Origin of the sequence: Flavobacterium sp. 90, assembly GCF_004339525.1 — a bacterium.
Lineage (GTDB): Bacteria > Bacteroidota > Bacteroidia > Flavobacteriales > Flavobacteriaceae > Flavobacterium.
The window spans coordinates 6363301-6378001 of sequence record NZ_SMGE01000001.1 but is presented as its reverse complement, the minus strand read 5'-3'; the positions used below and the strand labels follow the sequence as shown (position 1 = coordinate 6378001).

Below are 14701 nucleotides of genomic sequence, written 5' to 3'. Positions count from 1 at the left end.
GGCGTATAAATTTTGATGTGAAACGGTATATATTCCAATTAGAAAGGCAGGTCGTCGGGTTCATCTTTTGGCGCATTTTTCTTTTGGACTGCAGGAACAGCTGAAGCGTTTTCTGTTTTTGGGAAAACCAGTATTTTTATGTTACTGGTGTGAAAGGTCAGCGAACCGAGCGCTTTGCCCTCGGCATTATTGTAGACATTCAGACCTATGCGCCCGAAGAGTTCGACCACAGTGCCTTTTTTTAGCCACTGCGCCATTTTGGAACCCATCCAATAGGAGCAGTCGATGTAGGTTACAATCTTTTTAAGCTCGCCGGAGCCTTTTGGTCTGTAGCTGTCGTTTATGGCAATGGAGAAATTTACCACCTCCCTGTAATTTGAAACTTTTGCCGTTACGGCATCTTTTGTAATTCGTCCTGAGATTTCCATGATGCAAAATTTTAAGTGAGTATTTTTTCTGTCTTTTCTCAAGCCCCGCATAAAATTTTTCAAAAGAAAAACGGGAAAAAAGAAAGCACAAAATCAAGCGCCCGATAAAGGCTCCGGAGTGCTATAAGTCCCGAAGGGCGGCAAGGCCGTTATGCGCATGCAGGAGCCTGTGGGTGCTATTTTCGCGGCTCTTTTAATCCGTTTTTATTGAAAATTTCCTATTAGTTTTACAGCAGGCTGAACCCCTATTTCAGATGCTTGTTTTGGGATCGGCATTGAAAAATTTTGTAATTTCAGGTGACAAAAAAGCAATGCAATGGAAAAGCAATATGATCTGGACCGTTTTTTAGAGGCACAAAGGGAAACGTATAACAACGCACTGCGCGAGATCAGGCAGGGCAGCAAACAGACCCACTGGATGTGGTTTATTTTCCCCCAGCTGAGAGGACTGGGATTCACGGATTATAACATCTTTTACGGCATAGAAAGCCTAGAGGAAGCCTCACTGTATCTTAACCATCCGGTACTGGGAAAACGTCTGGTGGAAATTACCAGCGCAATGCTTAAAATCGAAAACAAAACGGCACTGGAAGTCCTCGGCAGGCCGGATGAGAGAAAACTCAAATCCTGCATGACCCTGTTCAGCCTGCTGCCCAATTCATCTGATTGTTTTTCACGCGTTCTTCATAAATACTATAAGGGAGAAAGGGATGGGAAAACCTTAGAAATACTTGGAATTTTATAAAAAACTACAGCGGATAGTCCTAAATATTTGAAAAAGGAAACCAATATTCTAAGGGTAAAAGCTGTTTAATTTTTCTTTTTAATGATGAGGTGTCTCAGATCACGGCTTTCGGAAATACGGTCCATTTCAGATTCAGAAAGTTCATGGATATCCTCTCTGATCAGGTTATAATTCCTGTTTACCTGCGCATTGTCCAGGATACGAATCGGCTCGATTTCCCTGTAGTTGTTTGTTTCCTGCTGCAGTGCATTATGATCATTTAAAACCTCGCAGTGGAATGTCTTAAGGTCAATTTTACAGTCCGGATTATCGGCAGTCATACCCACAAATTCACCTGAACTTAATGACGCTATTTTTGAGGCCGGGACTGCGTATTCCAATTGTCTGGAACGGCTTATCGAGGTATCGGAGCTATTGATGGAAAGACTTTCACGTTCCTGCATTATTTTTCCAAAACGCTCGGAGAGCTGTTTTGCGGTATCGCCGGTCACTTGTCCTGAAATAATATTTCCGGTGATATTCATGATCACATCTGCCTGTTCACGGCCGTAATCTTTTTTAAGCTGGCTCAGGTCCTGAATGCCCAGAGTCGTGCTTACTTTGTTGCTTCGCGCAGTGGCAATAAGGCTGTCGATATTGTTTAGATAGACAGTAGGGAACTCATCAAAAATAAGACTGCTTTTGAGTTTGTCTTTTCTATTGGCGAGTTTTACAAGCCTGCTGATATAGAGTGAAAGTACCGCTCCGTAGGTCTGTATTTTCTGGGGATTATTTCCCATGCACACAATTTTCGGAGCGTCGGGATTATTGATGTCCAAGGTAAAATCATTTCCGGAAAGCACATAATAGAGCTGGGGCGAAGAAAGTCTTGCCATTGAAATTTTTGCTGATGCAATCTGGCCCTCCAGCTGCTCGGAGGCATTATTTAAAAATGCGCTTACAAATGGATTGATCAGCACCTCAATCTCTTTCTCCGAGCGCAGCAGTGTGAAGAGAATCTTGTAATCGAGCTGCATAAGTTCGATGACATGCGGCAGGGTGCAGAATTCTCCATCGTTGAATTTTCTGAGATACCAGATCACCGCCGTCAGGAAATTTATTGGTGACTCGACAAAGAAATCTCCCTGTTTTCTGATCCATTCGCGGTTTAATCCAAGAAGAATGGTACGGGCTGATTCTGCAGCATCGGTGATGTCTGTCATGGAAGAAGGGTCTAGGGGATTGCATCTGTGAGTGCGGGAGAGGTCATCAAAATTAATGACATAGAACTCTGGTAAAACCTTGTATAAATGTCTGTGCTTTAGAAAAGCATTATATACAATTCTGGTCAGGTCATTAAACTTAAAATCATAGACAAACATGCTGAATCCTTTTGCTATATGCTGGGTAATAATATGACGGATCACAAAGTATGATTTTCCGGATCCCGGCGAACCGCAGACCAGAACGCCCCTGAAAGGGTTTATGATGTTGATCCAGCTTTTTCGAATCTTGTCACGAAGGTAATACTGCGCCGGAAGATTAATAGAATATTCATTTTCAAGGAGTCTTTCTTCCTGTGGAAAGGTTTCATTTTCTTTATTAAATATATCACGGTTGTTCAGCCTTCTGCTGATGATCCTTGTCAGTAAGGTACCAGCTGTAATTATTAAAAGCAGACCAGAGGTGGTGGTTAAAACATAAATCAGAAAAACGATTTCTATATTGTAGCCAATCTGCAGAATAAACCAGCTGGCAAAATAAAAAAACAGTCCAAAGAGAAGAAAAAGCACAGCGTTTTTCAATTTTAATTTTTCATTTTTCCTTCCTTTTGCACCGAGAAGCGAAATAAAAACAAAGAGCAGCGCCAGCAGTTTTGATTTGTGGAAAAAACTGAATAATCCTGCCTTGGAGATATTCTCAAGAATCCTGTCGCTGAATTGCGAGACCAGACCAAGCTGTTTGAAAACAAAGTAGCCGTAGTAATAAAAATGGACTGCCAGAAGCACGAGGCTTATCAGGCGGGTCATATCTAAAATTTTTCTCAGTGCCTGTTCATTTTCCCCTGTGTTCATAACTGTAAAATTTAAATGATTAATTATTGGAGAGTCCTTTTCTTTTTCTGTTTTTCCTTTTTCTTTTGAATTCTTTTGGAATATGTCCGGAGTAAAATTCCTTTTCGAACAGGGACTGTATAAACTCATTCAGGCCGGCTGTCGGAATTTTTTTCATCTCCAGAATTTCCTTTATTTCAAAAAGTGCCTTAAGCTGTGGAGAGGAAGCCCTATTTTTTATTTCACTATCGGAATCGCTGCATTTTATTGAGATGGCAGCGGCAGAAAATTCCTTTCCGAGTTCGCTTCCGTTACAGATCTGTTTTGTAACATGATCAATATAGGTCAGCCCAAACAATCTGCCGTCTGAAGAGATCCTTTTTATCATGGAAATCCCAATCTTGTCAAGCTCTTCTGAAAGCTGCGGCAGGGAAGGGCGATCATGCTCAAATATATTCCTTATTGCATTTTTTATCCGGAGCCCCGGACGCTGATTTTTAAGTCTGTTCTGCTCAAATTTTATCTCCAGAAATTTAAGTGTAGGGCTGCTGTAGAAATCACTTGCCTTAATGGGAACTCCAGTATGATTTCCTTCCTTGTCCAGTATGCGGTAGACCAGCCCTCCAGCTTTGAACGTTCTTGAATTTTCAGAGCCCCTGTCGGCACAGACATTATAAAGATTCAGAACCGCGTTGAGCTGGGGAAGACTTCTATACTGATAATTGCTTAGTACAAAATCAAGCACCTTCGAGACCGCCTTTTTGGACTGTATTTTTCCATAGTGTACAGCAGTTGTTTCAATTGGTTTAATTCCATAACCGATTTCTTTAAACCTTCCCTGTGCTTTTACCAGGTTAAAATCATTTTCTATTTTGATACGCGCTGCCTCAGACTGGTTGCGTCCGATATTCTGCATGTCAATCCTTTTTCCATCCGGTCTCACCTTTACCGAAATGATATGAATGTGGGGATGCGCCGCATCAAAGTGCTGGTAGACTAAATAGGGCTGATGGCCAAAGCCGATTCCAGACATATAACTTCGGGCAATATCAATTAGTTTTTCAGCATCCAGGTCTGTTTCAGACGGATGAAAATTAAGTGAAATGTGCACGCTTCCCCTCTTAACGTTTTCGTTTAATTCAAGCTGTGAAAGCAGATGGTTTATTTTAAATGAAGAAGTCATTTTATCATGATCGGCAGGGTAGTTTTCAGCTCCGATACACAGGGCACCATCGTGTGAAACTTTGTTTTCATTGTAATGAAAAATGCGACGGATCGATGTTCCTGTTTTAATTACAGCGACCATTGTCAACGAGTTTCAGCATACAGTTTTTTATGTTTTCAATGGCTTCAAACAGTTTGTCTCTGTCCTGCTGAGAAGATAAAATCCAGTTTTTAAATTCAGAAATCTGCCCAAGAGAATGCAGTTTTTTTACTGCCTGATTGTAATTGTTTCCAATGGCATTGAGCTCAGTTCTAAGTCTGCTTATCTCCAGGACCAGTTCATCAACGGATGTATTTCTGTATTTTAAAACGACGGGTTTTCCAAGCATGTTCTTACGGGCATAATCACTCAGTTTTGGGCACAGCGATTTTTCAAATCCTCTTTGTAAAAACTTCATTTCATCTGTTGTCAGACGCAGGTGGATCCATTTGGTACGGGTGGTGTTTTTCTCTTTCATTTTGCATCATTTTCATTTCTATCCCATTTTGAATCCTTTAAAAATCACTGCCAGCGAGTTCCGAGCGAAAAGGCAGCCGGATTTCGGTTGTGATACAACCGGACATCTGGCAGATTGCAGCAAGCGGGGCAATCTTACAGCGCTTTTATGATAAAAGCTCATTTTTAAAGTCCTGGCGAAGATACGGCGGGCGTTTGGATTGATCCTATCCCTATCAAATTTTGAGTAGGGTGTTTAAGGAGTCAAAAACTAACTTTACAGTTTTAAATTATTAATTAAAAACATTGAAATTATGATGACAAAAAATGATGCGGCAAAGGTTTATGATACTGTTTTAAGTATCCCTTCCATGAATGAACCAGTGAGAATGGATTTGAAGATTTCAAGAAAAAACGTACTGCTTTTAAGCCATTTGATCCACCACGGATTATCGACAGAAAAAGACAATTCGATTCTTGCAGAGAGTATTTCTGCGGAAGATTTAAACGAACTGAAAAACATTGCCCAGGAGTGTCTGGTGAAAGCCAATCTTGTGGAATTGAATTTAAAGCTTATGTCACTTTCCGAAGCTGTAAAAGATTAGGAAAGGTTCCTAAGAAATAAAAAGGTGCATGCTGAAAAAAATATTCGGTACGCATCTTTTTTTAGTTTTTCAGCAAACTAAACTGCCTCGTTTTAGACATATTTTCGCACGTTTTTGAAACCTGCTTTTCAAGTTATTGGATATAGATTTGTAAAAGATTTCACATTGTTTCAGTCCTGTGTAACGGAATATTAATTTAGATACGAGAATATGAAAGTCCAGTTTAATTTTAGGAGTGTAGTTATTGAAATTATCTGTATGTTATATATACTGCTTTTTATCTATGCTGCAACGAGCAAATTATTGGATTTTCAGCATTTTAAAATTGAGCTTGGGCAATCCCCTCTACTGAGTGCGTTTGCAGAATGGGTAGCAGTACTGGTGCCTGCTACTGAATATATTACATGCCTGCTAATCATTATTCCAAGATTTATGCTGACGGGACTATTCTTCGCTTACGGGTTAATGGTAATGTTTACGGTCTACATTTTTATTATTCTTCATTATACTTCATTTGTGCCGTGTTCCTGCGGAGGAGTGCTGGAGAAGCTGGACTGGCAATCACACATGATTTTTAATCTTGTCTTTGTATGCCTTGGAATACTGGCAATATTTCTTCATAAAGACAAAAAATTAGTAAATATTCATTCAGTGAACAGTAGGGGTTTAGTAACGCTGTTTTCTGTTATAACCATCAGCAGTATTAGTATAGTGGTAATATTATTTTTACTTTCTGAAAATATCATCCATTATCATAATAAATTGACCAGACGTTTTCCGCAGACACCAATCCTTCAGGTTATATCTAAAGATTTAAAGCTGAACTCGTTTTATTTTGCAGGTGTTGATAACAAAAATGTCTACCTTGGCAATACAACATCTCCATTAGTTCTGACAATTTTGAATTCAGAACTGTTGCAAAATAAGAAAACGATGATTGATCTGGATCATAAAGAACTTCCTTTCAGAGGAGTTTCAATTATGGTTGAGCCACCTTATTTTTTTGTGGCTGACGGAACAGTACCGTGTGTCTTTAGGGGTAAGATTGATAATTGGAATGCCAAATTGATCCATCTGAAAGGAGAATATTTCACAACGGCTAGGGCCATAGATTCCAATGCAATTGCAGTGGTGGCCGCAAACAGGATTAACGGCGATAATGTACTTGGTGTTATCCAGCTCCACAAGAATGGAAATACAATTCTAAACCCTGCAATATTGCAAAAACAGGCAGACGGAGTTTTTGATACCGACGGCATATTACTTTATAACAAGGAGATGGAGAGAATCATTTACCTGTATGCCTATCGCAATCAATTTGCGCTAGCCGACAACCATCTGAATATAGTCTGGAAAGGAAATACGATTGATACTATTACAAAAGCAAAACTGCATATTGAAAATGACAAAAGTCATCATCAGAGGCAGTTTTCCAAACCGCCATTATTTGTCAATAATAATTGCGCTTCATATAACAATTTACTATTTGTTCATTCGGCAATACCTGGCCGATTTGAAGACGATAGAATGTGGAAAAATTCAAGCATCATTGATGTCTATGATCTCAACAAAAAAAGTTATGCATTGAGTTTCACTATCAGCAATCTTAGAGGGAAAAAAATGCGTTATATGAAGGTCATAAATGATAAAATGTATGTGCTGATAGGTTCGCATATTATCCTTTATAAACTGCAGCCAAAAATCACATCATATTACGCTGATCAAAATGCAAAAAAATCTATTGGCCAAATAGCAGGGGACTGATCGAAAACCTGTAAAAAAGAGTAGGTCATTAACCATATAAATTATATTATTATGAAATCTAATGTTTTAAAAACCATTTTGCCGCTAGCAGTTGTTGCGGTTGGTTTGACTAGTGCGGCAAGCACTTCGTCTCTAAGCTCAAAATCCGTGGCCCAACAGGGCTACCAGCACATTGCAAATCCAGACAGCTGTAACGCTGTTCAGCAGTGTGATGAAGGAGGAAATTTTAATTGTAAAATTGGAGCATCCAGCGGTTCTGGCGCCCAGCTTTATGATTCAAATTGTGTAACCCCTCTGAAAAGAAGCACTAATAATTAAATTTTAAAAGAATGCCGGCCTGTATCTTTTGGGTGCCGGCATTTCTATACATTGATTTTATCTTTTGAAATCAGCGTTCATCCAGTCTTGATGCTTGCCATTTTTCAAGTAACGGTCAAACCATTGCAGGATTCGAACATTGAGATCTTCTGCGTTTTCTTTTGTGCCCATTTCATGCCCTTCATTCGGATATACTAGAAGAGTGTGATCCTTGTTTAGACGGCGCATCGCCAGATAAAATTCCATGCTCTGCAGGGAATGGATATGCCTGTCATTTTCGCCTACCCATCCCAATAGAGGAGTTTCTACTTTTGAAGCCAAAAGCACAGGAGAATTTTTTAGATAGCTCTGCATATCTTCAAATAGCGATTTTCCAATGCGTATCTGATTCTCTTCAGCACGATAAAAATCTGGCTGTCGTCTGGATCCGCTTACATACAGATAGCTGCTCACAAGATCCGTCCAAGCAGACCCGGCTACTGCGGTCGCAAAGCGGTTGGTCTGCGTTATAATCAGGTCCGCCTCGTAGCCTCCGAAGGAATGTCCAATCAATCCGACACGGTTGGAATCCACATCACCTTTTTTAATGACTTCATCAACTGCACTAAGCACGCTTTTGGTAACTGATTCCGCCAAGTTGCCGTAATCATAAACCATGTCAGGATACAGTACAAAATAGTCGTTATTAATCGCATTTGTGACGTTAAATCCGTCTTCAGTCAGCAGGGAAGGATTTACATACTCATTCATATAGGAAAATTGGCGCTCATAGATATGAACCACCATTGGATATTTTAATCCGGCTTTAAAATCTGGAGGATAGCATAAAAATCCTTTTGCTTTTACGCCGTTTACCTGATATTCAATAGGCTCGTTTCTGCCCCAATAAAAATTTTTCTGCTGAGGATTGCTCTTTATGATCTCAGTTGGTTTATGGTTAAAAAACATAAGTCTTGGAGATAATTCAAAGCTTTGATCCGTGTAGAGGTAAACATCCTTATTGGAGGCTTTTCTGATCTCATCAACTTTCTTATTTTCCCAGACCATATCCTTCACTCCATTTTTTTGGTTCCAGTAGCTAAGTCCACTCTGGCCTGTTTCACGGTTTGAAGTCTGGAGAAGAAAGCCTTTGTTGAGATCTAGAAAATGTTTCTTGGATTCTGTCAAGCTAAAATAGGGGTCAGAATTAAAGACTTTAATACGATATGATTTTTGCATTTCCCGTCCTTTCGTCAGCCTTTCTTTTACGGTTCCGTCAAGTGAGATCAGCCACAAATCATACTTGTCGTAAAGTATAATTTCATTATTTTTTGTCCATCCTCCAATTCCATAGGAGGGAGCTTCAATAGGCATATTATAGTCCTCGAAGAAAAACGACTCAGATAGGCCATGCGTTATATTGGTGTGCGAATCTTTTGAGATGTTATAGACCCAGCATTGCTTGGATTTTGTATAAAATAGGAAGTTCCCATCAGGTGATCCCAAAGGGAGGAAATCACCCGTTCGATGAGCTATCACAAGTTTTCTTTTACCAGTTTCTAAATCCTGTATGTATAAATCAAATGGCTGTGATTGATTGGTATTAGGTTCATAGGCAGCGGGGTCATATATGAATGCGTGCTTATAGTCAGCGCTTAAAAATCCAAGCGGATATTCCCTGTCAGTTATCTGCTGCACTTTATTTTCTTCTACTGACCAGATTGCCATTTTGCTGTTTAACCTGTAGTCACCTTTGTATTTTCTGAAATCAAACAAGAGCTTGTCTTTTGAATTCCAGATCTGTACAGCAGATGGATCAATAGCATTAGAGGCGTCTGATTTTTCCTTTAGCCAAAAAAATACGCTTTTGCCGTCAGTGGAGAGGATGATTTTTTGATATTTCGGATTGGAGACCGTCATGTCATTTGGATATCCAGCTGTGGTCTTTGGATCCATAGTACTGAGCCTGTTTTTGGATATATTGAAACTATATAGTCTTGAATCTGAAATTTTATCTTCATTAAAAGCAATCGTATTGTTTTTCCATACCAGACCAAGAAGCGGCACTTCATGATCTTCTATAACTTTTGTGACTGCAATTATATTTTTAAACAGCATTATTTCTACTCCATATGCATTATCTTTTTCAAAACAATATGCAATGCCGTTTTTTTCCGGATCGAAAATATAATTGTTTATATCTGGAATTTCACGGACGATCATTCCTTGCCCATTTCTAATTTCCAATTTGAACTTTTTCCCGCTCTGCACGGTAAAAACTGCCAGAAACTTATGATCTGCTGAAAAATTAAAATCGGTATTGCATGGTGCAGAATAGGTCTTCCCAGATTTAAGATTCTGCACGATAAGGGAATCTCTTAAAATGCAGGCAAAATCCGATTCCCCGTTGAATTTTCCATCTGTGGCACCAGGGAAAATATATTTTTTACGCGAACTGTTGTGCTGGACAAAAAGTGTATCGGCATTTGAATTCCTATTATAGTAATTTAAAGCGTAGCTGGACCAGTTACCATTACTGGATAACTGCCCGGGACTTAGGGTGCTCCACAAATCATAATCCTTTACGGTCATGATTTTTTTCTGTTTAGCCTGTCCCCATAAAAGGGGACAGGTAACTAAAACAAAAACAAAAATGACAGCTCTAAAAAAACGGCCAGTAGGTACGTTAATAGCCTGCATTTTGAGGAGATAGATTTGGGTTCAACGTTAATTCGCTTTGCGGTAAAGGCAATAATCTATTGGTAGTCTTCCATTGCGGCTTCAAAGGCGAAAGTTCCTTATCTAGTCTTCCTAGCCTTTTAAGGTCAAAAAAACGGTGTCCGAATTCAGTAAAAAATTCCAGACGGCGTTCTGTTAGCACATCATCAATAATTTCAGCAGGCTCGACTGCAGCAGTATCGCCCAAACCTGCAAGATTTCTGGTTTTATTTAGATCCTGCTTTGCGCCTATCAGATCACCAGCGCGGGCGCGTGCCTCAGCCCTGATTAGATACAGTTCCGCCATTCTAAAAACTACAGGATACTCCAATGAAGTGGCTGTATTTGATTTTTCCTGGTATTTGTATGGATGGTACCAAGTTACTGTTCCGTTGCTTACGGCTTTCAGCCATTTGGTTTTTCGCAGATCACCGTTGCTGAAGGCATTAACTAGATTCTCTGTAAGAGCCATTGATGGAGGAGGGCCCTGAATAAAAATAAAAACATTGCCCTGATATGTGTTAGCGCCTTCAATATTGGACATCAGCTGCCATATTGTAGCTTTGCTTTCTTTCTTAAACTCCAAATCCAAAGACGTTGGCCACACATACAAATCCGACTGATTGAGCACTGCGGAGGCCATATTTGAGGCTTCCTCCCATTTTTCTGAATACAGATAAACCCTTGCCAGCAGCGTCTGGGCTGTCGCTTTATTGGGACGAACCCTATAGCTTCCATTATATACTTTCTGCAATAGGTTAATTGACTCCTCTAAATCCTTCTCAATTAAATCATATACTATCTTTTCGGGCATTCTAGCCGCATTGCTGTTAATTTTATAGTCAGTTGATGTGATATAGGGAACAGGGCCATATAGATTCAGGAGATAAAAGTGAAGCAATGCCCGCACAAACAGCGCTTCCCCTTTTAGCTGCTGTTTAAAATCGGCGGGCAAAGCTTTAGACCTATCAAGTCCTTCAATTACTGCATTGGCCGAGTAGATTTGAGTAAAGCTGCTGTTCCATGTTGCTGCAATCTGAGGGTCTGTGGCCAAAAGGCTGTTGTTGTAATAATTTGCAAGCCCTGTTCCTGACGCTCCGTAGAATTGGAGCTCGTCCGCATAAAGGCCAAGCTGGCTGCATATGCCTGATGTATAGCCAGTCAATATGCCGCTTTCCCTTATTTTAGAGTAGACGTCGAGCATGGCGGCATTAGCGGTTGACTTTTCTTCAAATACGGTTCCGGAGGTCAGCTGAGATGAAGGAAGATCTACGTCTGTAAAATTTGAACATCCGTAAAAGAGCCATAGCAGAACAAACTGCATAGGATAAATGTATATTTTAATATTATCGCTTCTCATGATAAAAGAGGAATTAAAAAGTTAACTGTATTGTGGTTGTGAATACTCTTAAAGGAGGCAGATATCCCGTATATTTAAATTCAGGATCAATTCCTTTGTATTTAGTTATGGTGAAGACATTCTGTCCCTGAAGCCCGATTTTACAATTGAATTTTTTAGTGAGGCTTTGCGGCAGCTGGTAGGTAAGCGAAATATTCTTTAAGCGGATGTATGAGGCATCGCTTATGGCAGCGTCACTTGAAGAAAACTGGTAATAGGCAATCGTACGGCTTGCATCACTATCGCTAAATGCCTGATAAGGGCCAGTATCGCCTGGATTTTGCCAGCGAGACAGGACGGCCGATGGCTGATTTGCCATTGTGCCGGGCATAGGGGAGTACGAATTTGGGTTGTAATTTTCCTGTTTGGCAAACTGAAACAGAAAATCGAGCTCTATATTTTTATATCTAAGCTGATTCTGCAGGCCTCCATAATATTTAGGGCTAAGGTCCTTAATGGTTTTTTGGTCATCTCCAAAATTTACAGATCCGTCTCCATCCACGTCCAAAAATTGGTAAGTCCCAGAAGAAGAATCAAGTCCTGTGTAGTGGAATACTTTGGTGATATTTAAAGAATGACCAATCACATACTGGTTTTTAAACGTTGATGCATCAAGTCCTGGAAAAGAAATAAGTCTATTTTTGTTGCTTGTTATATTAAAGCTGGTGATCCAGCTAAATTCGCCGTTTTTAATGTTTATGGTTCTTAATGTAAGCTCCAGACCTCTATTCTGCACTACTGCATCAAGATTAGCCTGCATGGTGGAGAATCCAGTTGTTCCCGCCAACGGAATTCCGACAAGCTGGTTGGAGGAACGGTTCTGGAACCAGGCAACGGTTGAAAATATCCTATCATTAAAAAAGCCTGTTTCGAGCGCAACTTCCAATTTTTTGTTTGTTTCCCATCCAAAATCAGGATTAAACAGCCTACTTGGCTGAAGCCCTGAAATGCCCTGATATTTTGCAGCGGCCACGCTGTAGGTGTCCAAGTACTGATAATCTCCAATCTGATCGTTTCCCGTAGTTCCATAACTGGCGCGAAGTTTGCCGAAACTTAGAACAGGCATATCGTCTTTTATCATATTTTCTTGGCTGAATACCCATGCGGCACCGACGGCACCGAAGTTTGCAAATTGATTGCCGGGGCCAAAACGGCTCGAGCCATCACGGCGGCCAGTCACGTTAAGAAGATACCTGCTTTCCCAATTAAAATTCAGCCTTGCATAAAAAGCCTCATACTTATACAGATTTTCATCACTGCTTAAAACCAGATTTCGGGATGCCGATGCGGGATTTTCCATAAGGCTGTTATTGGCAAATCCAATTGCATAATTTACCTGTCTGGTACCTTTCTGCTGCTGGAAAGTGGTTCCCGCCAATGCGTCAAGAGACAGCTTGCCGAATTTATGGTTCCAGTTTAGCTGAGGCTCGATAATCCATGAATTCCTTCCCAAGCTGTTTGTAAATACGATGGAGCTTTCGCTGCCTGCTCCGTATGCGGGATTTAAGGCGGTGGATGGGCGCAAGTTCAATTGCTTCTGGGTAAGGAATGTATATCCGAAATTTCCCTTTGCGGTAAATCCCGCTCCAAGATCGTAGGTCAAAAGCGCATTAGCCACCAAATCGTTAGTCTGGCCTTTAATTTTTCCCTCAAGCGCAGCCACAGGATTGTCAAAGGTGTTGTTCTCCCAATTTAGGTTGCCCGATCCGTCATACAGTGCGGGAGCATTGGGAGCAAGCAGAAGCGCTGTGGAGGTGATATCTATGGCCGGCAGGCTGTTTGACTGTGAGGTATAAATTGACGAAAAGCTGATTTTGAATCTGCTGTCCTGAGATTCATGGTTCAGACTCAAATGCCCTCCCGCTTTCACATAATCAAAGCTTCCCTGAAATACGGTAGTTTCCCTGCTATAGTTTCCGCTCAGAAGAAAACTGGTGCGCTCGGTGCCGCCTGTAAGTGAGGATTGTAGATTGCTGTATGTCGCAACCCCTCCAATGAGCTCTTTCTGCCAGTCTGTATTTCGGTTCTGATCCCATGTGCCGTTAACATCATAGGCATAATCTGGATATTCGTTATAGCCGTCGTTGCCGAATGCTTCCCTTCTCATGGCCAAATAATCGGGCGTCCTGAGAACATCCATGAAATGGGCCACCTGGCCGAAGCCATACGAATATGTTGTGGAGAAAGCCGTCTTGCCCTGTTTGCCTTTTTTTGTTGAAATCAGGACCACTCCGTTGGCGCCCCGAGACCCGTATATTGCTGTTGCATCGGCATCTTTAAGTACTTCAATGGCTGTTATGTCGCCTGGATTAATGCTGTTCAGTGGGCTGTTTTCGGCTGGCATATTGCCGGATGTCATATTGCTTCCTATGCTCTGGGAAGAATAGGGGACACCGTCAATAATATACAGCGGGCTGTTTCCATTGAAACGTAAACTGTTCTGCCCGCGGATCTGAATTTCGAATCCGCTTCCGGGAAGACCGGTATTTTGAGTTATTTCAACTCCCGCCATTCTTCCCTGCATTGTGGCGAGCACATTAGTGACGGGCTGGGTCTCAATATCTTTGGAAGTTATACGGGCAATGCTTCCCGTTCGTTCACTTTCTTTAACAGAGTAATAACCAGCATTTATTTTAACTTCTCGAAGGGTTGTAGTATCGTATTGCAGTGTAATGTCGATTTTCGAACGGCCGGAAACCGGAACTTTTAAGGTTTTGAATCCAATAAATGATACAATAAGAGTATCTGAAGCCGTAACATTTATTGAGTACTGCCCCGTGTAATCTGTTATAGCTGTAACGGATGCACGACCTTTTACGACGATAGTGACTCCGGGCAGTGGAGCGGTGCCATCGGTTATGGTACCATGTACCTGATGCTGTTGAAAAATAGAAGAAAATTTCCGGTAAGTATTTCCGGCAAACGACGAGGAAAAAGAAAACAGAATTGCCGTTAAAGTTAGGCAATAAAGCGTTTTTCCACCCTTGTAGAATGAAAAATAATTCATAATATTGGAATTGGTTAGTTAAAGAGATTTTGATTAGCTAAGGTC

At 40.8% G+C, this 14701-nt stretch carries 11 protein-coding genes; 4 read left to right on the top strand and 7 right to left on the bottom strand.

What is annotated here, in order from left to right; genetic code table 11:
- Positions 1 to 38 precede the first annotated feature (38 nt).
- Entirely contained in the window at positions 39 to 428 is a 390-nt protein-coding gene (locus C8C83_RS25975; RefSeq protein WP_121325628.1) for a single-stranded DNA-binding protein, read from the bottom strand.
- A 316-nt stretch (positions 429 to 744) separates the two neighbouring features.
- On the opposite strand from C8C83_RS25975, the gene C8C83_RS25970 reads away from it, so the two are divergent.
- Positions 745 to 1173, top strand: coding sequence for a DUF1810 domain-containing protein (locus C8C83_RS25970; protein ID WP_121325626.1), 429 nt, complete (start codon positions 745 to 747; stop codon positions 1171 to 1173).
- Between the two features lie 65 nt (positions 1174 to 1238).
- Here C8C83_RS25970 and mobC read toward each other — a convergent pair whose 3' ends face one another.
- The 3 genes from mobC to C8C83_RS25955 are packed head-to-tail and all read right to left on the bottom strand — an operon-like array spanning position 1239 to position 4888.
- Positions 1239 to 3227, bottom strand: a complete 1989-nt coding sequence (gene mobC, locus C8C83_RS25965; protein WP_121329880.1) for a conjugal transfer protein MobC — start codon at positions 3225 to 3227, stop codon at positions 1239 to 1241.
- A 19-nt stretch (positions 3228 to 3246) separates the two neighbouring features.
- Positions 3247 to 4512, bottom strand: coding sequence for a relaxase/mobilization nuclease domain-containing protein (locus C8C83_RS25960; protein WP_121325624.1), 1266 nt, complete (start codon positions 4510 to 4512; stop codon positions 3247 to 3249).
- A complete protein-coding gene (locus tag C8C83_RS25955) occupies positions 4496 to 4888 on the bottom strand; it encodes a plasmid mobilization relaxosome protein MobC (RefSeq protein WP_121325622.1) in 393 nt (130 codons plus the stop codon). The genes C8C83_RS25960 and C8C83_RS25955 overlap by 17 nt, the downstream gene beginning before the upstream one ends.
- Positions 4889 to 5180: 292 nt before the next feature.
- Here C8C83_RS25955 and C8C83_RS25950 point away from each other — a divergent pair, with 292 nt between their 5' ends.
- The 3 genes from C8C83_RS25950 (at position 5181) to C8C83_RS25940 (ending at position 7553) form a co-directional block, all read left to right on the top strand.
- Positions 5181 to 5471, top strand: coding sequence for a hypothetical protein (locus C8C83_RS25950; protein WP_121325620.1), 291 nt, complete (start codon positions 5181 to 5183; stop codon positions 5469 to 5471).
- 210 nt (positions 5472 to 5681) lie between these two features.
- Positions 5682 to 7235 (top strand): MauE/DoxX family redox-associated membrane protein, encoded by a 1554-nt coding sequence (locus C8C83_RS25945; RefSeq protein ID WP_121325618.1) that lies wholly within the window; start codon positions 5682 to 5684, stop codon positions 7233 to 7235.
- Positions 7236 to 7286: 51 nt separating this feature from the next.
- Positions 7287 to 7553 (top strand): DUF6520 family protein, encoded by a 267-nt coding sequence (locus C8C83_RS25940; RefSeq protein ID WP_111377030.1) that lies wholly within the window; start codon positions 7287 to 7289, stop codon positions 7551 to 7553.
- 57 nt (positions 7554 to 7610) lie between these two features.
- On the opposite strand, the gene C8C83_RS25935 is transcribed toward C8C83_RS25940, so the two are convergent.
- The 3 genes from C8C83_RS25935 to C8C83_RS25925 are packed head-to-tail and all read right to left on the bottom strand — an operon-like array spanning position 7611 to position 14656.
- Positions 7611 to 10232 carry a prolyl oligopeptidase family serine peptidase gene (locus tag C8C83_RS25935; protein WP_121325616.1) on the bottom strand — a complete coding sequence of 874 codons (2622 nt, stop codon included), beginning with the start codon at positions 10230 to 10232 and terminating at the stop codon, positions 7611 to 7613.
- On the bottom strand, positions 10219 to 11610 hold the full coding sequence (locus tag C8C83_RS25930; protein ID WP_132011968.1) for a RagB/SusD family nutrient uptake outer membrane protein: 1392 nt from the start codon (positions 11608 to 11610) through the stop codon (positions 10219 to 10221). Before C8C83_RS25930 ends, C8C83_RS25935 begins: the two co-directional genes overlap by 14 nt.
- 13 nt (positions 11611 to 11623) lie before the next feature.
- Positions 11624 to 14656, bottom strand: coding sequence for a SusC/RagA family TonB-linked outer membrane protein (locus C8C83_RS25925; RefSeq protein ID WP_121325614.1), 3033 nt, complete (start codon positions 14654 to 14656; stop codon positions 11624 to 11626).
- Positions 14657 to 14701 lie beyond the last annotated feature (45 nt).